Origin of the sequence: Aquisalimonas lutea, from assembly GCF_030409225.1 — a bacterium.
GTDB classification, from domain to species: Bacteria; Pseudomonadota; Gammaproteobacteria; order Nitrococcales; family Aquisalimonadaceae; genus Aquisalimonas; species Aquisalimonas lutea.
Genome location: NZ_JAUFPK010000001.1, coordinates 733,239 through 756,587 on the forward strand (window position 1 = coordinate 733,239; position 23,349 = coordinate 756,587).

Genomic DNA, 23,349 nt, shown 5'->3' on the forward strand with positions numbered 1-23,349 from the left:
GATCAGCCGGGTTGCCACCGACCGCGCCCCGCCGTTCGCGTCATCCCTGCAGGAAGCCGCGCAGCCGCTCCAGGAAGGCCTCCGGCTGCTCGGCGTGCAGCCAGTGGCCGGCGCCGGGCAGGGCCTCGATGACCGCTTCCGGAAACCAGCCCCGGATGACCCCGTGGGCATCCCCGGGGACGTACTCGGAGTGCTCGCCGTGGAGGAACAGGGTCGGCCCGGTGTACTGGCCGGCCAGGTCGGGGAAATCGGCAATGACGGGCAGGTTGGCCTCCAGCGCCTGCAGCGGGATGCGCCAGGCGAAGCCGCCGTCGCGCGCCTCCAGGTTGGTGAGCAGGAACTGGCGCAGCCCGGCCTCGGGGATGTCGTCGGCCAGGGCCTCGCTGGCGGCCGCCCGGGAGCCCAGGCGCTTCGGGTCCATGCGCTGCAGGGCGCGCAGCAGCCGCCCGTGGCCGTGATCCCCGTACGGGATCGGCGCGATGTCGGCGACCAGCAGGCGCCGCACGTACTCCCCGCGTGTCAGCGCCAGGGTCATGGCGACCTTGCCGCCCATGCTGTGGCCGACCACGGACGCCGGGGGGATGCCGTGATGATCCAGCGTCTCCGCCACCGCAGCGGCCATCTCCGGGTAGTCCATGTGCTCCCGGTGGGGCGATTGGCCGTGGTTGGGCAGATCGATGACCACCATCTGGTAGTCCGGGGCCAGGGCGCGGGCGATGCGGTTCCAGTTCGTGCCCGAGCCGAACAGCCCGTGCAGGATGACCACCGGTTCGCCTTTCCCCTGGATACGTGTGTGCAGGAGCTCGCTCATGCCTGGGCGCTGTCCACCATCTGGTGCCGCCCCGAAAGGACGGCGACGTTCTTCAGGTCCTGCACCGCCACGGTCAGCATCGCCAGGTCCGGCCGGCCGCCGGTACCGATGTCGCCGAGGGTCTGGCGCAGCCGCTCCACGGGCCCGGCGATGCCGTCCTGCCAGGCCGCAACCCGGTCCGCCGGGGTGTCGTCCAGGGTGTCATGGTACAGGACACTGGTGGTCAGAAGCCGCAGGTACAGGGCGAAATCGTCCTCCAGGCCCACCCGGCAGCGCTCTTCCCAGGCATTGGCCGTCTCCAGGTCGCGGATGGTCTTCTCCAGCCAGCGGAGATTCAGGGAGCGGCCCAGCTGGAAGTACACCGCCGCCGCGCGCTCCGGCGGCCGTCCGGTGTCCTCGGCGATCATGGAGATGTCCAGGGCTGCCGACAAGGGCTCAAGCCGTGCTACACGGGCGGCCAGGTCGTCGGGGACGCCCTGGCCCGTGAGGGCCTCGATCTGCTCGCCCAGGGCGGCCTGATCCGGCTCCGGCAGCAGGGAGTCCAGCTGGTCGCCGAGCGTGCCGGTCATGGCGGCCAGGCGGTCGGTGACCTCGGGACTGGAGAGCTCTGCGCGCAGGTTGCGCAACAGCCACAGCGCCGTTCGCTCGGCCAGCCGGACGATGTCCAGCCGGATGGTCTGCTGCAGGCCGGCCGGAATGCGGTTGTCCTGGGCGTCCAGGGCGTCCCAGAGGGCCTCCAGGCCGTGGATCTGGCGGGCGGCGAAGTATGCCCGGGCGACATCGCCGGCGGGGACGCCGGTCTTGTCCTCGAGGCGGTAGAGGAAACCACCGCCCATGCGGTTGAGCATGTCGTTGGTGATCTGCGTGGCGATGATCTCGCGCCGCAGGCGGTGGCCGCGCATGTACGCCCGGTGGCTGTCCGACTGCAGCTGCTCCGGGAAGTAGCGCACCAGCACTTCCTGCAGTCCCTGGTCGTCCACCAGGTCGCTCTGGACCACGGACCGGAACCCGGCGAGCTTGGCGTGGGCGAGCAGCACCGCGAGCTCCGGCCGGGTGAGGCCCTCGCCGGCCTGCGCCCGCTCCTCCATCTCGGCGTCGTCGGGCAGGCCCTCGAGCTGGCGGTCCAGCTCGCCGGCGTGCTCCAGGGCCCGGATCTGGCGCCCGTGCTCGCCCAGCAGCTCGGCGGCCCGGTACTCCATGGTGCTCAGGGCCTCGGTCTGCCGGTAGTTGTCCTCCAGCACCAGCTGCGCCACGCCGTCGGACATGGAGGCGAGCAGGTTGCTGCGCTGCTTGTCGGTGAGATCGCCCTTCTCCACCTCCTCGTTGAGCAGGATCTTGATATTGACCTCGTGGTCGGAGCAGCTCACGCCGCCGGCGTTGTCGATGGCGTCGGTGTTGATGCGCCCGCCGTGGCGGGCGAACTCGATGCGGCCCAGCTGCGTCACCCCCAGATTGCCGCCCTCGCCGACGACGCGGCAGCGCATGTCGCGGGCGTCCACGCGGATGGCGTCGTTGGCGCGGTCACCGACATCCAGATGGCCTTCCAGGGACGACTTGATATAGGTGCCGATGCCGCCGTTCCAGAACAGGTCCACCGGCGCCCGGAGGATGGCGTACATGAGCTCGTTGGGCGTGACCTGGCGGGCCTCGATGTCCAGGGCCTTGCGGGCGGCGGCGCTGAGCTCGATGCTCTTGGCGCTGCGCGGATAGATGCCGCCGCCCTTGGACAGCAGCTTGCGGTTGTAGTCGTCCCAGCTGGAGCGCGGCTTCTGGAACAGCCGCTGGCGCTCGGCGAAGCTGGCGGCGGGGTCCGGGTTCGGGTCGATGAAGATATGCCGGTGGTCGAACGCGGCCAGCAGGCGGATCTGGTCGGACAGGAGCATGCCGTTGCCGAACACGTCCCCGGACATGTCGCCGACGCCGACGACGCTGAAGGGCTCGCTCTGGATGTCGTGGCCGAGCTCCCGGAAGTGGCGCATGACGGCCACCCAGGCGCCGCGGGCGGTGATGGCCATCTTCTTGTGGTCGTAGCCGTTGGAGCCGCCGGAGGCGAAGGCGTCGCCGAGCCAGAAGCCGTACTCGGTGGCGATCTCGTTGGCGACGTCGGAAAAGGTGGCCGTGCCCTTGTCGGCGGCCACCACCAGGTAGGGGTCATCGTCGTCGTGGCGGATGACGTCCGCCGGCGGCTGCACGGCGTCGCCGGCATAGTTGTCGGTGACGTCCAGCAATGCGCGGATGAAGATGCGGTAGCAGCTCTCCACCTCGCCGGGCTGCGCGTCGCGCTCCTCCGGCAGCTGCTTGGCGACGAAGCCGCCCTTGGCGCCGACGGGGACGATGACGGCGTTCTTGACCATCTGCGCCTTCATGAGCCCGAGCACCTCGGTGCGGTAGTCCTCCTTGCGCTCGGACCAGCGCAGGCCGCCGCGGGCCACCTTGCCGCCGCGCAGGTGCACGCCCTCGGTGCGCGGCGAGTACACGTAGATCTCGTAGGCGGGCCAGGGCTTCGGCATCTCCGGGATGCGTTCCGGGATGAGCTTGAGGCTGAGCCAGTCCCGGCGGTTGCCGGCGGCGTCGCGGCGATAGGCGTTGGTGCGCACCGTGGCCTGCATGGCGGCGAGCAGGCGCCGCAGCATACGGTCCTCGTCCAGGCTCGGGACGTCGTGGAGGGCGCGCTCGATCTGCTCCGCCAGGCGCGCCGCACGCTTGGCATCGTGGCGCTCGGGATCGAAGCGGTTGTGGAACAGGCGCACCAGCAGCCGCGTGATGCGCGGGTTCCGGGCCAGGGTCTCCTCCATGTAGGCCTGGCTGTACGCCGTGCCGGCCTGCCGCAGGTAGCGGCTGTAGGCGCGCAGGACGACGATCTCGTCCCACGCCAGCCGGGCGGCGAGGACCAGGTGATTGAAGCCGTCGTTGTCCGCGCGCCGGTACCACACGGCCGCGAAGGCCTGCTCGACGTTGCCGCGCAGCTGCTCGACGTCCAGATCGCCGCCGGGGTAGCGCAGGCCGAAGTCGTGGATCCATGCCTCGACGGCATTGCGCCCGCGGGGCTGCACGCGATAGGGACGCTCGTCGAGCACGCGTACGCCCATGTTCTCCAGCACGGGCAGGGCATCGGAGAGGGTAATGCTGCGCCCCCGATGGTAGAGGCGCAGGCGGACCGTGTCCTCGGGGGCCTCCAGCGGCCGGTAGAGGACGATGTTGAGGTCGTTGTCGGCGTCGAGCTGCTCCAGGCGCTCGACGTCGTGGGCCGAGGCGCGGGCCGAGGTATCCTCCCGGTAGGCGGCGCCGAAACTCTTGCCGTAACGCTCGAACAGGCTGTTGCCCCGGGCCTCGCCGTAGTACTCCCGCAGGGCATCCTGCAGGTCGTCGCTCCAGGCACGGATGGTATGGGCGAGCCGGCGCTCGAGCTCGTCGGCGTCCTGGTCCAGGGGTGCTCCCTGGTCCACGTGCAGGATGAAGTGGATGCGGGCGAGCACCGATTCCGAGAGGTTTACGGTGAACTCGCAGTGGGCGGCATCGAAGGCATTCTCCAGCATGCTCTGCATGCGCTGGCGCACGTCGGTGTTGTACCGGTCCCGGGGGACGAACACCAGGCAGGAGACGAACCGCCGGTAGGTGTCGTGGCGCACGAACAGCCGCACGCGCTGGCGCTCCTGGAGCTGCAGGATGCCCATGGCGATGTCGTAGAGCGTGTCCGGGTGGATCTGGAACAGCTCGTCCCGGGGATAGGTCTCCAGGATGTTGATCAGTGCCTTGCTGGCGTGCCCCGGGTGGGGCAGGTCGGCGCGTTCCAGCACCGTCTGGATCTTGCGACGCAGCAGCGGGATGGCGCGCGGATTGCGGTTGTACGCCGCGGAGGTGTACAGCCCCAGGAAGCGGTGCTCGCCGATGACCTTGCCGTTGTCGTCCAGGCGCTTGACGCCTACGTAGTCCATGTAGCCGGGACGGTGGATGGTGGCGCGGTGGGTGGACTTGGTCAGGATGAGCATCTCGGGGCTGCGCGCCAGGGCGCGGACGCCCTCCGGCAGCGCGCTGAAGCTGTCCGAGGGGCCCTTGGTGCTGGCGCGTCGCAGGATGCCCAGCCCGGACCCCTTCACCGGCGTGAGGGCGTCTTCCCCGTTCCGGGTCTCCAGGTCGTAGCAGCGGTAGCCGAGAAAGGTGAAGTGGTCCGCGGTCAGCCACTCCAGAAAGGCGATGCTCTCGTCGCGGTCCGGGCCTTCCGGGGCGTGGGTCTCCAGCTGCTGGCGCGCCTCCTCCATGCGCTGGTGCATGGACTGGAAGTCCTCGACCACCTGGTCGACGTTCTCCAGGACCTGATAGACCTCCTGTTCCAGCGCTTCCAGCCGCTCCGGGTCGCTCTGGCGGTCCACCTCGAAATGCATGTAGGCCTCGGGGCGGCCGTCCTCGGCGTCCACGGCCTCGATGGCGCCGTGCTCGTCGCGGCGCACGTGGATGATCGGGTGGATGATCAGGTGCACGGTCAGGGCGTGGCGGTTCATGGCCATGGCCACGGAATCCACCAGGAAGGGCCGGTCGTCGCAGGCCACCTGGACGATGGTGTGCGTCGACTCCCAGCCGTGCTGCTCGGGCTCCGGGTTGTACACGTGCACGCGGTGCTGTCCGCGGCGCCGCTTGCGCGCCAGATGCCAGTGGGACAGTGCCGCCCCGTAGAGATCGGCGGCCTCGCGCTCGGCGAGGTCGTCGGCGGCGACACGCTCGTAGTAGCGGCGCACGAAGGTGCTGATGAACTCCTGCTCGTCCGCCGGGCAGCGGTCGCGGATGCGCTGCTCCACGGCCGCCAGGAGTTCCTGCTTGCGCTGCTCGGTGGTGCTTGCCATGGCCGGTCCCCGTTATTGTTCTTGCGCTCGCCTCAGCATACGAGGTGCACCGGCAGAGTGCACCCGGTGCGTGGACGGCGACGCGCTGCCTCGTCCTGTCGCAACTGCGTTAAGGTTAGTAGACTGCCGCCGGAGGCACACAAGAGGCCAGCCCCAATGACCGAGTCACTCGAGGAACGCCAGCGCCGGGTCAAGCGGCACCTGCGGCACGGCCCGCCGGATGCCGAGGATCAGACCCGGATCACCCTGTACCTGCAGGCGGTCAAGGGGCTGAACGCCTCCGTGCTGGCCAAGCTCGAATGGCAGCCCGTGGACTGGCTGCCGTATCGCTTCCTGCACGGGCAGTACTACCGGGAGATGGAGCTGTCCACCCTGCTCGGCCGGGCGACGCAGTGGTCGTCGCAGCCCATGATCTACATGGAAGCGGCGACGCTGAGCATGGACCTGTGGTCGCGCACGGAAGCGGCGCGGTATCTGCCGGGGTTCTTCGAGGTGGACGAGCGCTTCTACGGCTACCTGGCGCTCAGTCACGCATTCATGTCGGTGATCCGCTTCCTGCCCATGCTGCCGCCGTCCATGGATCTGGACAGCGATCCGTTCCTCAGCGCGCTCAAGGCCATCGAGGACGAGAACGGCCGCCAGATCCAGACGCAGATCCGCATGCTCAAGGACCTGGACGCCGGGCTGTCGCGCCAGGAGCGCGAGCGCATCGTCGAGGAGCAGCGCGAGCGGGTCGAGGGCTCGTTCGCCGAGCTGCTCGGTCTCCTCGGGCAGCCCGCCGGGGCCACCATCGAGCGGGGGGACGCCTGATGCCGGTGTTCGAGCACGAAGGCCAGTCCCTGTACTACGAGCTCCACGGCCGCGAGGGCGACCCGGTCGTCACCATCATTAACGGGCTGTCCATGCGGACCAGCCACTGGGCCCCCTATTTCGAGCAGCTGCCGGCCCGGGGATGCCGGGTGCTCACCTACGACATGGTGGGCCAGGGGGCCTCCTCGAAGCCCGTGCTGGGAGCCGACTTCGACGACCACGCCACCATGCTGGCGGCGCTGCACACGCACCTGGGAATCGACAGGCCCTACGTCCTGGGGATCTCCTTCGGCGGCGTGGTGGCCCTGAAGTACGCCATCCGGTATCCGGAGCGCACGGGCGGGCTGATCCCGGTGAGCACGTTCTCGGAGCTGGACGCGCAGCTGGAGGGGCATGCGGTGAACCTCTACCAGGGGCTCGCCCGGGTGGGCTTCGAGTTCTACCTGGACCTGCTCATGCCGCTGAACTTCAGCAACGACTACATCGAGGCCAACCGGGAGCTGCTGCACGTCATCAAGCGGGTGGGGGCGTCCACCAACGAGCTCTACGGCATCCAGAACCTGATGGAGTCACTGGCGGACTTTCGCTCCATCACGCCGGAGCTGGAGCGGATCACCGCGCCGACGCTGATTCTCAACGCCGAGTTCGACTGCCTCACGCCGCGTCACCTGCACGACATCATGCGCCGCCACATCGCGCCCTCCCGTCTGGTGCTGGTGCCGCGGGTCTGCCATGCCTTCACCCTGGAGATCCCGACGCTCACCAGCCGCCTGCTGGCGGAGTTCGTCCAGCAGGTGGAGGCGGGGCAGTGGCAGGGCGACCAGAGCGTGTGGATCGCCGCCGAGGACCCGAACGCCGAGCCGCTGCTCACCTACTGCGACCAGGACCACCTGCGCGCCATCCCCATGCCCCGCAGCGGGTCTTCCGACACCAAGCGCCAGGCCGGCACCCGCAAGCAGTCTGCCCCGGATGCGAGCAAGAAGAAGGCGGCGGGCGCGAAGAAGCGGTCGACAGCCGATACACCGTCCAAGCGGTAGAACGACAGCTTCTGTCGACGAACTCGGTTCCGAGGTCGCGGTCAAGCGGTGAGCGCCGGGGCTTGCGGTCGGGTCGGTGGTTGGCGGGGGTGCGTTGGGGTGGGCTCCGGAGCTCCGCTTACGGCCCCTGCTTCGAGTGAAGCAGGGGCCTATCCTCCGCTCCGGGCTGGCCGGCTGACAGCACATCCCTGTGCTGACAGCCGGTGGCCGCATCCCTGCGGCCACCCCTGACGGGGCCGGGCGCCCTGCGCTCCGGCGCTGCGCAAAGTCGCCCACCCCAACGCACCCCCGCCAACCACCGACAGGCACCACCGGCCGTGGTGCGCCACCCGATATCGGCCTCAGGCACGCACCGGGGCGGGGAGTCCGGTCACGGACCGTCTGCGGCCAGGACGGCCGCAGTCGAGCCTACAGGGACGTATGTACGGCGTGTCCGTGACCGGACTCCCCGCCCCGGTGCCCCGGATCAGCGAAGGTCGGCTCGTGACACGGGATGGCGTGTGTCATGGCCGACCTACATCCGGAACGCCACGGCCGCCTGGTTGTAGCCCACGCCGGAGCCGATCATGACCACCAGGTCGCCGCTGTTGATGCGGCCCTCGTCCACGGTCTTGGACAGCGCCATGGGGATGCAGGCCGAGCCGGTGTAGCCCCACTTGTCCATGATGATCGGCGCCTTCTCCCGGGGCAGACCGATGTTGTCCGCGGCCAGCTCCACCGTGTGCCGGTTCACCTGGGTGAAGATCACCTGGTCCACATCGTCCACCGTGAAGCCGCACTGGGTCGACAGCCGCTGGAACAGCAGCGGCCAGCCCTCGTCGTTGATCTCCGGGGGATAGCGCTTGACCATGCGCACGTTGGTGCGCCCCGCATGGACGGATTCCACCGTGGCCGGCTCCGCCGTGCCGCCGGAGTAGATGCCCCAGCAGTCGGAGTAGTCGCCGTTGGCCAGGAACGACGAGCCCAGGAAGCCGGGCTCCTCCGACGGCTCCACCACCGCGGCGCCGGCGCCGTCGCCGTAGAAGAACACGGTCGGGTCCTCGGGGTCGGCGAGCTTGCGCATCATGTACACGCCCACCACCAGGATGGTGCGGTACTGGCCGTTGGTGGCCAGCAGCCCGGCGGCGTTGGCCAGGGCCGTCGGGAAGGAGGCGCAGGCGCAGGCGACATCGAACGTGCCCGCCTGGGTGGCGCCGAGCTTGCTCTGCAGCACCACCGAGGTGGACGGGGTGATGTAGTCCGGGGAATCGGTTCCCAGGATGATCAGGTCGACGTCCTCCACACGCCGCCCGGCCTTCTCCAGCGCCTGGCGCGCGGCGGGCAGGGCCAGGTCGGAGGAGGCCCAGTCATCGGGGGCGTACCAGCGCTGCTCGATGCCGGTGCCGGCGGCGAGCTTGCCGGTGACCTCCGGCTTGCCCAGCGCGGTGAAGCGCTCGTTGAGCTGCTCGTTGGTGATGCAGCGCTCGGGCAGGTAGTGCGCCGTGGAGATGATCTTGGCGTGTCGGTTCATGGATTCGGGGCCTCCCGGTCAGAAACATGACCCGGTTGTCAGCTGAAACGGGCAGGTTAACCGAATCGCCGGCGCAAGGAAATGGCCGGTGGTGCGGAGCGGGTAGGGATGCCACGAGGCTGCTATGCCGCCTCGCCCGTGCTGGGGGTCGGAATGCGGTTGGGGCGACTTTGCGCAGCGCCGGAGCGCAGGCCGTCCGGCCCCGAAGGGGTGGCGGCAGGGATGCCGCCACCGGCTGTCAGCACAGGGATGTGCTGTCAGCCGGCCAGGCCGGAGCGGAGGATAGGCGCCTGCTTCACCGGAAGCAGGCGCCGTAAGCGGAGCTGCGGAGCCCCAACCGCATTCCGACCCCCAGCACGGGCCCGCGTGACGGCGCATCTGGGCTCGCGCTCTCCGGCACATCCCCAACCAAAGCCGAATCTCGGCACTGACTTGACGAAGCGGCCCCTACTTCTTCTTCGGCACGTACAGGTCCGTGATGGTCCCTTCCGCCATCTCCGCGGCGAACGCCACCGTCTCGCTGAGCGTGGGATGGGGGTGGACCGTGAGGCCGATGTCGGTGGCATCACTGCCCATCTCGATGGCATGGGCCACCTCGGCGATGAGATCCCCGGCGGAGACGCCGACGATGGCGCCCCCGACCACCTGCCCGGTGTCGGCATCGAACAGCAGCTTGGTCATGCCCTCCTCGCGGCCCATGGCCAGGGCCCGGCCGCTGGCGGCCCAGGGGAAGGTGCCCTTGTCGACCTTGATGCCCCGCTCCTTCGCCTCCGCCTCGGTGAGCCCGACCCAGGCCACCTCCGGGTCCGTGTAGGCCACGTTCGGGATGACCCGGGCATCGAACGCGCTCTTGTGGCCGGCGATCACCTCGGCGGCCACCTTGGCCTCGTGGGTGGCCTTGTGGGCGAGCATGGGCTGGCCGATGACATCGCCGATGGCGAAGATGTGCGGCACGTTCGTGCGCAGGTGCTCGTCCGCCGGGATGAAGCCGCCGTCGACGGTCACACCCGCCGCCTCGGCGTTGACGAGATCGCCGTTGGGACGCCGCCCCACCGAGATCAGTACGCGGTCGAAGGTGTCCGTCTCCGGGGCATCCTTGCCCTCGAAGGAGACCTTGATGCCCTTCTTGAGCGCCTCCATGCCGGTCACCTTGGTGCCCGTGAAGATATTCTCGTAGCGGCTGCGCACGCGCTTCTCGAAGGGGCGCACCACGTCCTTGTCCGGCCCGGCCATGATGCGGTCCAGGAGTTCCACCACGGTGACCTTCGAGCCCAGGGCCTCGTAGACCGTGGCCATCTCCAGGCCGATGATGCCGCCGCCGACGACCAGCAGCCGTTTCGGGATCTCCTCCAGCTTGAGGGCGTCGGTGGAGTCCATCACCCGCGGGTCGTCCAGGTCCATGCCCGGCGGGGCCACCGGCCGCGAGCCGGCAGCGACGATGGCGTGGCGGAAGGTGATGGTGCGGCTGCCGTCCTTGCCCTCGACCTCCAGCTGGTGCGCCCCGCTGAAGCGGGCCGTGCCTGTGACCGTCTCCACCTGGCGCTGCTTGGCCATGGAGGCCAGGCCGCCGGTGAGCTTGCCCACCACCTGGTTCTTCCAGTCGCGCAGCTTGTCCAGCTCCAGCTTCGGCTTGCCGAAGACCACGCCGTGGTCCTTGAACTGCTCGGCGGTGTCGAGCACGTGGCCGACGTGCAGCAGGGCCTTGGAGGGGATGCAGCCCACGTTCAGGCACACGCCCCCCAGGGTGTCGTAGCGCTCCACCAGGATGGTCTTCAGGCCCAGGTCGGCGGCCCGGAAGGCCGCGGTGTAGCCCCCGGGGCCGGCGCCGATGACCACCACGTCGCAGTCGGCGTCCGCGGGCATGTCCGCGGACGCGGCCGGCGCCTCCTTCGGCGCCTCGGGCGCTTTCTCCGCCTTCCCGGCCGCCGGGGCCGTCTCGCTCGTGTCCTCTTCCTTCGGCGTTTCCGGCGCCGATGCCGCGGCGCCGCCTTCGGCGGGCTCCACCTCGGCGATGGCGTCGCCCTTCTTCACCTGATCGCCGACCTTGATCTTCAGCGACGTCACCGTGCCGCCGGTGGTGGCCGGGACCTCCATGGTGGCTTTGTCGGACTCCAGGGTGATCAGCGACTGCTCGGGCTCGATGGTATCGCCCTCGCTCACCAGCACTTCAATGACATCCACGGCGTCGAAATCGCCGATGTCGGGAACCGTAATCGTTGTCGTCGCCATGGTCGGATCCTTCTGTTGTTCGGTGGCGCGCCCCGGATCCGAGGAGCCGGGGACGGTGCATTGTCTGACGGCAGAAGCCGGCACAGGCAGGGGCGGGGTGATCGGGTGGCGGATTGTCGGCGATCCTGGATGATCGCAGACAAGCCTACAGGGATGTACTCACGGCGTGTCCGCCACCCGATCACCCCGTCCCCGCCCCCGGGTCGGGGCACCACAGACCCGGCCCATCGCCATCAAAGCAGCAGCTTCCGCATGTCCGCCAGCAGCCCGGCCAGGTGCGCGGTGAACCGCGCCGCCGCGGCGCCGTCGATGACCCGGTGGTCATAGGACAGCGACAGCGGCAGCATCAGCCGCGGCTCGAACTCCTCGCCGTTCCACTTGGGCTTCATCTCCGACTTCGACACCCCGAGAATCGCCACCTCGGGCGCGTTGATGATGGGCGTGAACGCCGTGCCGCCGATGCCGCCGAGGCTGGAGATGCTGAACGTCCCGCCCTGCATGTCCGCCGGCCCCAGCTTGCCGTCGCGCGCCTTGCCGCTGAGCGTGGCCAGGTCCCGGGCGATGTCGTAGACGCCCTTGCGGTCGGCATCCTTGATCACCGGCACCACCAGGCCCTGGGGCGTATCCACCGCCACGCCGATGTTGATGTAGTGCTTGACGATGAGGGCGTCGCCCTCGGGCTTCAGGGAGCTGTTGAACTCCCGGTAGGTCGCCAGGGCGCCGGCCGATGCCTTGACCAGGAAGGCCAGCGGCGTGAGCTTGACGCCTTCCTTCTCGGCGGCGTCCTTCTCCGCCTTGCGGAACGTCTCCAGCTCCGTGATGTCCGCCTCGTCGAACTGCGTGACGTGCGGCAGATTGAGCCAGCTGCGCTGCAGGTGCGGCCCGGAGAGCTTCTTGATCCGCGACAGCGGGACTTCCTCGACCTCGCCGAACTTGCTGAAGTCCACCGGCGGAATGGGCGGGATCCCTGTCCCTCCCGTTCCCCCCGGTGCCGGGGCAGCCGCGGCCGCCCCGCCGGCGTCCTGCACCTGCCGGACCAGGCCCTTGACGTAGTTCTGGACGTCCTCCTTGAGGATGCGGCCCTTGCGGCCCGAGCCCTTGCCCGACAGATTGCCGAGATCCACGCCCAGCTCCCGGGCGAAGCGCCGTACCGCCGGCGAGGCATGGGCCCGCTTGTGCCCCTCGCTGTCGATGCGCTGGGTCTCCACCGGGGCGGCGTCCGCCTCCACCTGGTGGACGGGATGCTCCACCGGCGCCGGCTCGCGGGGCGCTGCACCGGCCGGCGCTTCCGGCTCCTTGTCTGCGGCCCCGGAAGCGGCCGGCTCCGGCGCCGTAGAGGCGCCCTTGCCGGCAGCCGGTGCCGTACCACCGCCGGCACCCCGGAGCTCCAGGATGGCATCGCCCTTGCCGACCTTGTCGCCCACCTTGACGTGGACCGGGCCCACGGTGCCCGCGGCCGGGGCGGGCACCTCCATGGTGGCCTTGTCGGATTCCAGGGTGATCAGCGACTGCTCCGGCTCCACGGAGTCGCCCTCGCCGACCAGCACCTCGATGACGTCCACCTTGTCGAAATCGCCGATATCCGGGACGGTGACCGTCTGGCTGCCGCCGTCTTCCGGCGGTGGAGCGCTCGCCTCCGCCTCGTCCGGAGAGGCGTCCGCGGCGCCGCTGTCGGCCTCGCCGGCCGCGGGTGCGGCCGGCTCGCCGCCGGTGTCGCCTTCCGCCGGCTCCAGCTCCAGGATGGCGTCGCCCTCCTTGACCTGGTCGCCCACCTTGATCTTCACGCCCTTGACGGTGCCGGCCTCCGGCGCGGGCACCTCCATGGTCGCCTTGTCCGACTCCAGGGTGATGAGGGATTGCTCGGCCTCGACGGCGTCGCCGTCGGAGACCAGGACTTCGATGACATCGACGGCGTCGAAATCACCGATGTCGGGAACCGTAATCGTCTTCGTGGCCATGAGCGGGTCCTTCTCAGACGTCTCGGCCCGGGGCGCGGCAGGCCCCGGGCGCAGGGATGCCGGTTTACGCCCGGGCCGGGTTCGGCTTGTCCGGGTCGATGCCGTACTTCTTGATGGCCTTGGTCACCGTGGCGGTATCCAGCTGGCCCTCGTCGGCCAGGGCCTTCAGCGCTGCCACGGTGATGTAGTAGCGGTCCACCTCGAAGTGATGGCGCAGCTGCTCGCGCGTGTCCGAGCGGCCGAAGCCGTCGGTGCCGAGGACGTAGAAGCGCCGATCCATGTACCCCCGGATCTGGTCGGGCACCGCCTGCATGTAGTCGGTGGCGGCCACGGCCGGCCCCTTGCGGCCCTTGAGCTGCTGCTCCACCCAGCTGGACTTGGGCTTCTTGTCCGGGTGGAGCAGGTTCCAGCGCTCCACCTCGAGCCCGTCCCGGCGCAGCTCGTTGAACGACGGGCAGCCCCAGATGTCGGCGTCCACCTTCCAGTCGCTCTTGAGCACATCGGCGGCCTCGATGACCTCCCGGAAGATGGTGCCGGCGCCCATGAGCTGGACCTTGTTCTTGCCGCGGCCGCCCGCGCGGAACAGGTACATCCCCCGGCGGATGCCTTCCTCGGCGCCCTCGGGCATGGCGGGCTGCGGGTAGTTCTCGTTCATCATGGTGATGTAGTAGAAAACGTTCTCGCCCACCTGGTACATGCGCCGCATGCCGTCCTGGATGATCACCGCCATCTCGTAGGGGAAGGTCGGGTCGTAGGCCACGCAGTTGGGGATGGTCGAGGCCAGCAGGTGGCTGTGCCCGTCCTGGTGCTGCAGACCCTCGCCGTTGAGGGTGGTGCGCCCGGCGGTGCCGCCCATGAGAAAGCCCCGCACCTGCATGTCGCCGGCCGCCCAGGCCAGGTCGCCGACACGCTGGAAGCCGAACATGGAGTAGTAGGCGTAGAAGGGCACCATGTGGATGCCGTGGTTGGAATAGCTCGTTCCCGCGGCGATCCAGGAGCTGAACGCTCCGGCCTCGTTGATGCCCTCCTGGAGGATCTGCCCCTTCTTGCTCTCCTTGTAGACCATGAGCTGGTCCGAGTCCTCGGGCTCGTAGAGCTGCCCCACCGAGGAGTAGATGCCCATCTGCCGGAACAGCCCCTCCATGCCGAAGGTGCGCGCCTCGTCCGGGACAATGGGCACGATGTGCTGGGCCAGCTTCTTGTCCCGGGTCAGGATGGCCAGGATGCGCACGAAGGCCATGGTGGTGGACATCTCGCGCTCGCCGGACTCCTTGAGCAGGAGGTCGAACGCCGACAGCTCCGGCACCTCCAGCGCCGGCGCGTCGGTCCGCCGTTGCGGCAGGTAGCCGCCCAGCGCCTGGCGCCGCTCGTGGAGGTATTTCATCTCCGGGCTGTCCTCGGCGGGCTTGTAGAACGGCGCCTTCTCCAGCTCCTCGTCGGGAATGGGGATCTCGAAGCGGTCGCGATAGTGGCGCAGCGCCTCGATGCCCATCTTCTTCTGCTGGTGGGCGATGTTCTGGCCTTCGCCGGACTGGCCCATGCCGTAGCCCTTGACCGTCTTGGCCAGGATCACCGACGGCTGGCCGGTGTGGTTCACGGCGGCGTGGTAGGCGGCATAGACCTTGTGCGGATCGTGACCGCCGCGGTTGAGGCGCGCGATGTCCTCGTCGGACATGTTGGACACCATGTCCTTCAGCTCCGGGTACTTGCCGAAGAAGTTCTCGCGCGTGTACGCCCCGCCCTTGGCCTTGAAGTTCTGGTACTCGCCGTCGACGGCCTCTTCCATGCGCTTGCGCAGCAGGCCCTTGTCGTCCTTGTCCAGGAGCGGGTCCCAGTAGGAGCCCCAGATCACCTTGAGCACGTTCCAGCCGGCGCCCCGGAACTCGCCCTCGAGCTCCTGGATGATCTTGCCGTTGCCGCGCACCGGGCCGTCCAGGCGCTGCAGGTTGCAGTTGATGACGAAGATCAGGTTGTCCAGGCCCTCGCGCGCGGCCACGTCGATGGCGCCCAGGGATTCCGGCTCGTCCATCTCGCCGTCACCCATGAACACCCATACCTTGCGGTCCGAGGTGTCGACGATGCCCCGGTCGTGGAGGTACTTCATGAAGCGCGCCTGGTAGATGCCCATGATCGGCCCCAGCCCCATGGACACCGTGGGGTACTGCCAGTAGTCCGGCATCAGCCAGGGGTGCGGGTACGAGGTGACCCCCTTGCCGCCGACATCCTGGCGGAAGCCGCGCAGGTGCTCCTCGTCCAGGCGCCCCTCCAGGTAGGAGCGGGCGTAGATGCCGGGCGAGGAGTGCCCCTGGATGAACACCATGTCGCCGCCGTGGTTGTCCGTGGGCGCGCGCCAGAAATGATTGAAGCCGACGTCGTAGAGGGTGGCGCTGGAGGCGAAGCTGGCGATGTGGCCGCCGACGCCCGGGCGCGCCTCGTTGCCCTGGAGCACCATGGCCATGGCGTTCCAGCGGATGATCGAGCGGATGCGCCACTCCAGGGCGTGGTCGCCGGGCGAGCGCTTCTCCATGTGCGGCGGAATGGTGTTCAGATAGGCAGTGGTGGACTTGAACGGGATATGACCGCCCCGGCGGCGGGCCTTGTCCACCAGCGTCTCGAGCAGGTAGTGGGCCCGTTCCGGCCCCTCCATCTCGATCACTGCTTCCAGGGCTTCCAGCCACTCACCTGTCTCCTGGGGATCGATATCGTCCAGCTTCTCAGCCATGGAACCGCCTCATGGTGGGGCCCGGTGCTTCCGGTGGCGCCGGCGTCGCTGTGGTGCAGCGACGGGACACGACCCGCCGCCTCGTGAGCGGGGGTACCGGAAGATCAGGCGTGGTTATGTGTGTGCTTCTCCTCGTTGTCGTGTCCCATCATAGAAGGCCCGTCCCCCGCTGGCCACAGGGTATTTTGCCGTGGTCGGACAAGGATTTATTCCCGTGGTGTATGTTGCGATGCGCCACGATTCGCCTGGGTGGACATGCCCGCGGTCAACGCGAAGCGCATGCCTTCGTCGATTCCCATGTCCACGGGTTCCAGGTGGCTGCGGGGGAGGATCAGCGTATAGCCGCCGATCTGATAGCTCATGGGCATGTACACCGCCACCTCGCCGTCGTCGGCCATGTTGTCCGGCAGGCCGGCCCACTCCTCCCGGGTGACGAAGCCCATCAGGCGGCCGGAAACCTCCCCGAGATGGACCCGTACCAGCACCACCTGGGATGCCTGCTGGCGATTGCTGCGGGAGATGAAGTCCATGAGGTCCTGGACCGCCGAGTAGACCGTGTTGATCAGCGGGATCCGGTGCACCAGGGCCTCGCCGACGTCGAACAGCCGGCGGATTAGGTAGGCCTGCAGCAGCACGCCCACCGCGAAGATCAGCCCGATGCCGAGCAGCAGGCCGATGCCCGGGATGTACCAGCTCTCCGGCAGGATGAAGCGGATGATCCCGCCCAGGACGTTCTCCGCCGTGCGCGCGATCCATACCACCAGGTAGACGGTAACGAACACCGGCAGGATCGCCGCGAGTCCCTTCAGGAAGATACTGCTCAGATGGCGCATGCGTCGTGCTCCTTCCAGTTGATCGGTCAAGCAGAGTGCCGGCAAGGTACGCTCCCGCCATGGCGGGAGTTCCCGTTGTCCCGGGCAGGCCGGAGCCAGGATAGCGGAAGTGTGAACCGGGCAGGGTACCGATGGGAAGATTCAGTGCATGGCCTGCCCCCGGCGCTGGTGGATCACGGTGCTCGGCGGCAGTGCCGCCAGGGCCGTAACTCCCGGTCGGGGGAAGAGCTCGGGTCGGGGCGGAGGATCCTCCGGGCCCGCGCCGGCGGCGCGGGCCCGGGGACGGGCTCAGGACGACGAGTCGCGCGCCCGCTGGGGCCGCGTATTGGCGACGATGCGGCCCTGGTCGTTGAGCCACAGCTCGGCGGCCGCCTGCCGGTGGCCACCGCGGTACGCCATGAGCAGGCGCTGGTCGCGCGGGTCCACGGCCTCGGCGCCGGTGACCGTGTAGCGCTCGCCGCGGTAGGCGATGCGCCCGGGGAAGACACGGATGTAGCGCGGCGGCTCGTCCGGGTCCGGGCTCCAGCGCGGCACGGAGGCCGTGCCCAGTACCGGCGGATGCAAGCAGAACGATGCGTCGCCGGTGCGCGGGTCCGCTGCCGGACGCAGCGTCTCGTCGGGGGTACCGGTGGTCCAGCCGGCGTCGGCGGCGTGCTGGCGCAGATGCTCCACCAGCGCCGTTTCCTGGGCGGTGTAGTCGGCGGCCGTCTCCAGCGGGAAGGGGTGGTGCCAGACCGCGTCCGGCGTGCACCGCAGGGCCCGCAGCCGGATGCTGCGCCAGGCGGCGGCCGGCAGGGTTCCCGCTGCGTCGCCGAAGGCAACCACCTCGGCGTCGCCGTCGGGGTCGCGGATCAGGCCGGCGAACGGCAGGCCCTGGCACCAGCCGGCGCAATAGAGGGAGAGAACACGCCGGTGCCGGGCGCCAATGCGGTCCCGGGCCGACTCCGGCTGGCCCATCAGGTGCCGGATCACCACGCGGAGATCGGCATTGTACAGTGTCGTCACTTGCGCTTCGCCCGCCATGACCGCTGCCCTCGCGAACCATTCTGCCTGGAGGGCAGTGTGCGCCGGGCGCGCGCGGGTCACTTGTCTTCAGGCGTCGCTCAACCAGTCCCGCGGCGTCAGATACCGGGTGGTGAGCTCGGCTTCCGGGGAGCCCGGCTCCGGCTGATAGCCGTACTCCCAGCGCGCCAGCGGCGGCAGTGACATGAGAATGGATTCCGTGCGCCCGCCGGACTGGATGCCGAACTTCGTGCCGCGGTCGAACAGCAGGTTGAACTCGACGTACCGGCCGCGCCGGTAGAGCTGGAACTGGCGCTCCCGCTCGCCGTAACCGGTTGCCCGCCGGTGCCGGACGATGGGCAGGTAGGCCGGCTCGAAGTGATCCCCCACGGACTGCATGAACGCGAAGCAGCGATCGAAGCCCCAGTCGCCCAGGTCGTCGAAGAACAACCCGCCGATGCCACGCTGCTCGCCGCGGTGGGGCAGGTGGAAGTAGTCGTCGCACCAGGCCTTGTAGCGCGGATAGACGTCCGGGCCGAAGGGCTCGCACGCCGCCCGGGCGGTGGCGTGCCAGTGCCGGCAGTCGGCGTCGAAGCCGTAGTACGGGGTGAGGTCGAATCCGCCGCCGAACCACCACACCGGCGCGGCGTCCGGCCGCTCGGCGATGAAGAAGCGCACGTTGGCGTGGGCCGTGGGCACGTACGGGTTGTACGGATGGATCACCAGCGACACGCCGAGGGCCTGGAAGCTGCGGCCGGCCAGCTCCGGGCGGCGTTCCGATGCGGCCTGCGGCAGGCTGTCGCCGTGCACGTGGGAGAAGTTGATGCCGGCCTGCTCGAACACCGCGCCGCGGTGGAGCACCCGCGAGCGGCCGCCGCCGCCCTCGGCTCGCTGCCAGGCGTCCTCGTGGAAGCGCGCCGCGCCGTCCTCGCCTTCGAGGCTGGCGCAGAGCTTGTCCTGGAGGGCCAGGAGGTAGGTCCTGACGGCGTCCGGGTCGGGCTGGCTCATGGCAGGCTCCGCTCAGTGGCGCAGTACGGCGCCGGTGACGCCGTCCCGGATCTCCGTGGGGCGCTCGCGCCCGCCGGTGGCACCGGGGACCACGGTGTCCAGGGCGCTGCCCAGGCGCCACCGGGCCTCCCGGGCGGTGCGCGCCGGCGGCGCGCCGCTGCGGTTGGCACTGGTGGAGATCAGGGCGTCGCCGAAATCGTTGCTCAGCTGCGCCGCCACGGGATGGGCCGTGACCCGCACGGCCAGCGTGCGGCGGCCGCCGCGCAGCCACACCGGTACATCCGCCCGGCAGGGGAGAGTCCAGGTCACCGGACCGGGCCAGGTGGCCTGGGCGCGGTCGAGCTGCTCGTCCGTGGCGGCCAGGTAGGGGAGCAGCGCATCGATGGTGCCGGCCAGGAGGATGACTCCCTTGCCCGGCGAGCGGCCCTTCAGCCGGAGCAGGCGCGTGACCGCCGCCCGGTCCAGCGGGTCGCAGCCGAGCCCGAAGACCGCCTCCGTGGGGTAGGCGATCAGGCCACCCCGCCGCAGGACCCGTTGTGCCTCCAGCAGCCGTGGATTCACGGTTTCAGCCGCTCTTCGCCGTGCGCTTCTTCGCCGGAGCCTTGCGCTTGCCCTTGCGCTCCGGGGCCTTGGCGAGCAGGTCCTGGCACGCCGCCAGATCCAGCGATTCCGGCTCCACGTCCTTGGGGATCTTGGCGTTCTTCTTGCCGTCGGTGACGTAGGGGCCGTAGCGCCCCCGCAGCACGCGGATGCCGCCGTCGAACTCGTTGATGATGCGGTTGGCGTCCTCGCGCTTCTTCTCGGCGACCACCTCCTTCGCCCGCTCGGGGGTGATGGTGTACGGGTCGTCCTCCTTGAGCGAGACGAACTTGCTGCCGTATTTCACGTACGGGCCGAAACGGCCGATGCTCGCCTGCATGGGCTCGCCCTCGTCGGTCTCGCCCAGATCCCGGGGCAGCTGGAACAGGGCCAGGGCCTCGTCCAGGGTGATGGTGTCCATGCGCTGGCCGGGCCGCAGGCCGGCGAAGCGGGGCTTCTCCGCGTCGTCCTTGGTGCCCAGCTGCACGAACGGCCCGTAGCGGCCCACGCGCACCTGGACGGGCTTGCCCGATTCCGGATCCGTGCCCAGCTCCCGGGCCTGGACCACTTCCTCGCGGGAGATGTCCTTCTTCTCCTCCACCCGGGCCTTGAAGGGCTCCCAGAAGTCCCGCAGCAGCGGCACCCAGTCCTTGTGGCCCAGGGAGATCTCGTCCAGGTCATCCTCCAGCCGCGCGGTGAAGTCGTAGTCCACGTACTGGGTGAAATGGTCGGTGAGAAACTTGTTGACCACGCGCCCGATGGGCGTCGGCCGGAAGCGCCGGTTCTCCAGCTCCACGTATTCGCGGTTGACCAGCGTCGAGATGATGCTGGCGTAGGTCGAGGGCCGGCCGATGCCGTATTCCTCCAGGGTGCGCACCAGGCTCGCCTCGCTGTAGCGCGGCGGCGGCTCCGTGAAATGCTGCTCCGGGCGGATCTGCACCAGCGACACCACGTCGCCCTCTTCCAGCGGCGGCAGGATGCGGTCGTTGCTGTCCGCCTTGGCGTCGTCGACACCCTCCTGGTAGACCGCCATGAACCCGGGGTCGGCGACCGTGGAGCCCGTGGCGCGGAAGACGTTGCCTTCGCCGCACGCCAGGTCCACGGATACCGTGTTGATGGTGGCGTGGATCATCTGGGAAGCCAGCGCCCGCTTCCAGATGAGCTCGTAGAGCCGGTGCTGGTCCTGGGTCAGCTGATGGCGCAGCTCGTCCGGGTGGCGCCCCGCGGACGTGGGGCGCACCGCCTCGTGCGCCTCCTGGGCGTTCTTGGCCTTGGTGCGGTAGACCTGCGGCGAGCCGGGCAGCTTGTCCTTGCCGAAGCGCTCCTGGATGACGGCACGCATGTCCTGGACCGCTTCCTGGGCGAGGTTGACGGAGTCCGTGCGCATGTAGGTGATCAGGCCCACCGCGCCGCTGCCCGTGTCGATGCCCTCGTAGAGCTGCTGCGCCACCCGCATGGTGCGCTGGGCGCCGAAGCCGAGCTTGCGGGAGGCCTCCTGCTGCAGTGTCGAGGTGGTGAACGGTGCCGCCGGATTGCGCCGGCGCTGCTTGCGCTCCACCTTCCTGACCGGCAGCCCGTCCCGGCCCGCCTGGGTGAGGGCCTGCTCCACCTCGGTGGCGCGGGTCTCGTTGTCGATGCTGAACTGCTCGAGCTTCTCGCCCTGAAAGTAGGTCAGCTTGGCCTGGAACGGCTGCTCCTCCTTCTTCAGGTCCGACTCGATGGTCCAGTATTCCCGGGGCTCGAACGCCTCGATCTCCTCCTCGCGCTCGACGATCATGCGCAGCGCGGGGGACTGCACCCGGCCGGCCGACAGGCCGCTGTGGATCTTGCGCCACAGCAGGGGCGACAGGTTGAAGCCCACCAGGTAGTCCAGGGCGCGGCGTGCCTGCTGGGCGTTGACCAGGTCCATGGACAGGTCCCGGGCGTTGTGCAGGGCCTCCTGGATGGCGCGCTCGGTGATCTCGTGGAAGACCACCCGGCGCACCGGCTTGTCGTCCAGCAGGCCCTGCTCGCGCAGGAGCTCGTAGAGGTGCCAGGAGATGGCCTCGCCCTCGCGGTCCGGGTCCGTGGCCAGGTACAGGGCGTCGGCCTTCTTCAGGGCCTTGGCAATGGCGTCGACGTGCTTCTTGTTCTTGTCGATGACCGAGTACTGCATGGCGAAGTCCCGGGAGGGATCCACCGCCCCCTCCTTCGGCACCAGGTCGCGCACATGCCCGTACGAGGCCATCACCTGGTACTCGGGGCCCAGGTACTTGTTGATCGTCTTCGCTTTCGCCGGTGATTCGACGATGACCAGATACTTGCTCATGGGAAAATAAAACCCCGCGGTGCAGGGTGCTCGATTGCTGGACAGGTTGTCGGCGCCGCGCCCCGGGGCGTGATGCCTGCGCCGGGTGCGGACGGGGCGGCGTGCTCGCGTTCTAGTGGATCAGGTGCACCGGGTTGTCGAACAGATAATTCTCCATCCATGCGAAGGCTTCTTCCTGGCCCGGCTGGTTGAACAGCACCATCAGGGTGACCCATTTCACCTGGTCCAGGTCGATGTCGTCATCGTCCAGCGCCATGAGCCGGTCGATGACCACCTCACGGCTGACCGGGGTCAGCACGCCGATCTGTTCGAGAAAGAGGATGAAGCCGCGGCTCTCCAGGTCCAGCTTGGTGGACTCGGACTCGGTGAACAGGCGCACGGAGCGGCTGCCGTTCAGCGCGGCCCCGCCCGGGAGCTCCCTGGTGTTGGCCAGGTCGTCCAGCCATGCGAAAGCGCGGCGCACTTCGCCGGGATGAAAACCTGCCTCGAAAAGCTCGCCCTCGAGGGAATCGCGGTCCGGTTGCGGTTCGTCGTCGTAGAGGTAGTTCTCGAACAGATACATCAGGACGTCGAACACGTTTTCCTTCATCAATCTCTATCCCGCCCGGATATAGCGCCCGCCGGGCATCGCTTCGACTCGGCCAGAGAGTTCCAGTAGCAGGAGAATGGAGGAAACCGTATCGGCCGTCAATCCGGTGCGTTGCAACACGGTCTCCAGGGGGACGGGGTCATGGCCCACCGCCTCCAGGACCCGGCGGTGCTCCGCATCCAGCTCCGCAGCCGGCTCGGCCGGTGCCTCGTCCGCCCCGGTCCCGCAGTCCTGCGGTCGCAGCAGCGCCGGCAGCTCCTCCAGGATCTCGTCGGCCTGCTCCACCAGCTTGGCCGTGCCGTCGCGGATGAGCCGGTGGCAGCCGCGGGCCAGCGGATTGTGGATGGACCCCGGGATGGCGAAGACCTCGCGTCCCTGTTCCAGGGCGTAGCGGGCCGTGATCAGCGAGCCGGAGCGGGGGCTCGCCTCGACCACCAGGGTGCCGGCCGCCAGCCCGCTGATGATGCGGTTGCGCCGGGGGAAGTGGCCGGCGCGGGCGGGCGTGCCGCAGGGGAACTCGGTGACCACCGCGCCGTCGGCGGCGATGGCGTGGGCAAGCGAGCGATTGCGCCCGGGATAGACACGGTCCGGTCCGGTGGCGGTCACGGCCACGGTGGGCCCGCCCGCGTCCAGGGCCCCCTGGTGTGCCGCCGCATCCACGCCCAGGGCCAGGCCGCTGGTGATGGTCAGCCCGCGGCCCGCGAGGTGGCGGCCGAATTCCCGCGCCGTGCGCCGGCCCCCGGGGGTCGGGTTGCGGCTGCCCACGATGGCCAGCTGGGGCAGCGCGAGGACCTCGGGGTCGCCGTTGACGAACAGGCACAGCGGCGGGTTCGGGATCTCCCGCAGCAGGGCCGGATAGCGGGGGTCATCCCGGGTGATGAGGTGGTGGTCGGCGCCGGCCGCGAGCCAGGCCTGGTCCAGCTGGATGCCTTCCTCGTCCGGGTTGCGCAGCCCGTCGACGGCGGCGGCCGTCGCCCCCGCCCGCCGCCAGGCCTCCGGGCCCGCATCCAGCACGGCCCGGGGCGAGCCGAATCGTTCCAGCAGGGAGGCGGCCAGTGCCGAGCCCAGGCCCGGTGTCCGTACCAGGGCAAGCCAGGCGTGCTGCTCGCTCATGG

The 23,349-nt window shown here is 69.3% G+C and carries 15 protein-coding genes; 2 read left to right on the forward strand and 13 right to left on the reverse strand.

What is annotated here, in order from left to right; genetic code table 11:
• Nucleotides 1-40 precede the first annotated feature (40 nt).
• Nucleotides 41-811, reverse strand: a complete 771-nt coding sequence (locus tag QWY84_RS03550) for an alpha/beta fold hydrolase (protein ID WP_290201075.1) — start codon at nucleotides 809-811, stop codon at nucleotides 41-43.
• Nucleotides 808-5,649: an NAD-glutamate dehydrogenase gene (locus QWY84_RS03555; protein ID WP_290201076.1), complete on the reverse strand. Its 4,842-nt coding sequence runs from the start codon at nucleotides 5,647-5,649 to the stop codon at nucleotides 808-810. Before QWY84_RS03555 ends, QWY84_RS03550 begins: the two co-directional genes overlap by 4 nt.
• Nucleotides 5,650-5,805: 156 nt before the next feature.
• On the opposite strand from QWY84_RS03555, the gene QWY84_RS03560 reads away from it, so the two are divergent.
• Nucleotides 5,806-6,459 carry a hypothetical protein gene (locus QWY84_RS03560; protein ID WP_290201077.1) on the forward strand — a complete coding sequence of 218 codons (654 nt, stop codon included), beginning with the start codon at nucleotides 5,806-5,808 and terminating at the stop codon, nucleotides 6,457-6,459.
• A complete protein-coding gene (locus tag QWY84_RS03565; RefSeq protein WP_290201078.1) occupies nucleotides 6,459-7,496 on the forward strand; it encodes an alpha/beta fold hydrolase in 1,038 nt (345 codons plus the stop codon). The genes QWY84_RS03560 and QWY84_RS03565 overlap by 1 nt, the downstream gene beginning before the upstream one ends.
• A gap of 514 nt (nucleotides 7,497-8,010) precedes the next feature.
• On the opposite strand, the gene QWY84_RS03570 is transcribed toward QWY84_RS03565, so the two are convergent.
• The 11 genes from QWY84_RS03570 to dprA all read right to left on the reverse strand — a co-directional run bounded on the left by QWY84_RS03570 (nucleotide 8,011) and on the right by dprA (nucleotide 23,347).
• The gene (locus QWY84_RS03570) at nucleotides 8,011-9,006 is read right to left on the reverse strand and encodes a 3-oxoacyl-ACP synthase III family protein (RefSeq protein ID WP_290201079.1); all 996 of its coding nucleotides are present in this window, start codon (nucleotides 9,004-9,006) and stop codon (nucleotides 8,011-8,013) included.
• A 447-nt stretch (nucleotides 9,007-9,453) separates the two neighbouring features.
• The gene (lpdA, locus tag QWY84_RS03575; protein WP_290201080.1) at nucleotides 9,454-11,235 is read right to left on the reverse strand and encodes a dihydrolipoyl dehydrogenase; all 1,782 of its coding nucleotides are present in this window, start codon (nucleotides 11,233-11,235) and stop codon (nucleotides 9,454-9,456) included.
• Nucleotides 11,236-11,468: 233 nt separating this feature from the next.
• Nucleotides 11,469-13,193, reverse strand: a complete 1,725-nt coding sequence (aceF, locus tag QWY84_RS03580; RefSeq protein ID WP_290201081.1) for a dihydrolipoyllysine-residue acetyltransferase — start codon at nucleotides 13,191-13,193, stop codon at nucleotides 11,469-11,471.
• A 64-nt stretch (nucleotides 13,194-13,257) separates the two neighbouring features.
• A complete protein-coding gene (aceE, locus tag QWY84_RS03585) occupies nucleotides 13,258-15,915 on the reverse strand; it encodes a pyruvate dehydrogenase (acetyl-transferring), homodimeric type (RefSeq protein ID WP_290201082.1) in 2,658 nt (885 codons plus the stop codon).
• A gap of 206 nt (nucleotides 15,916-16,121) precedes the next feature.
• Complete coding sequence (locus QWY84_RS03590) at nucleotides 16,122-16,748, reverse strand: DUF502 domain-containing protein (protein ID WP_290201083.1); 627 nt, start codon at nucleotides 16,746-16,748, stop codon at nucleotides 16,122-16,124.
• 288 nt (nucleotides 16,749-17,036) lie between these two features.
• Nucleotides 17,037-17,753, reverse strand: a complete 717-nt coding sequence (locus QWY84_RS03595) for a hypothetical protein (protein WP_290201084.1) — start codon at nucleotides 17,751-17,753, stop codon at nucleotides 17,037-17,039.
• 87 nt (nucleotides 17,754-17,840) lie between these two features.
• On the reverse strand, nucleotides 17,841-18,758 hold the full coding sequence (hemF, locus tag QWY84_RS03600; RefSeq protein WP_290201085.1) for an oxygen-dependent coproporphyrinogen oxidase: 918 nt from the start codon (nucleotides 18,756-18,758) through the stop codon (nucleotides 17,841-17,843).
• A 12-nt stretch (nucleotides 18,759-18,770) separates the two neighbouring features.
• Nucleotides 18,771-19,319 (reverse strand): L-threonylcarbamoyladenylate synthase type 1 TsaC, encoded by a 549-nt coding sequence (tsaC, locus tag QWY84_RS03605; protein WP_290201086.1) that lies wholly within the window; start codon nucleotides 19,317-19,319, stop codon nucleotides 18,771-18,773.
• A 4-nt stretch (nucleotides 19,320-19,323) separates the two neighbouring features.
• Nucleotides 19,324-21,645 carry a DNA topoisomerase I gene (locus QWY84_RS03610; protein WP_290201087.1) on the reverse strand — a complete coding sequence of 774 codons (2,322 nt, stop codon included), beginning with the start codon at nucleotides 21,643-21,645 and terminating at the stop codon, nucleotides 19,324-19,326.
• Between the two features lie 112 nt (nucleotides 21,646-21,757).
• Nucleotides 21,758-22,234: a Smg family protein gene (locus QWY84_RS03615; protein WP_290201088.1), complete on the reverse strand. Its 477-nt coding sequence runs from the start codon at nucleotides 22,232-22,234 to the stop codon at nucleotides 21,758-21,760.
• A 6-nt stretch (nucleotides 22,235-22,240) separates the two neighbouring features.
• Nucleotides 22,241-23,347, reverse strand: a complete 1,107-nt coding sequence (gene dprA, locus QWY84_RS03620) for a DNA-processing protein DprA (protein WP_290201089.1) — start codon at nucleotides 23,345-23,347, stop codon at nucleotides 22,241-22,243.
• Nucleotides 23,348-23,349 lie beyond the last annotated feature (2 nt).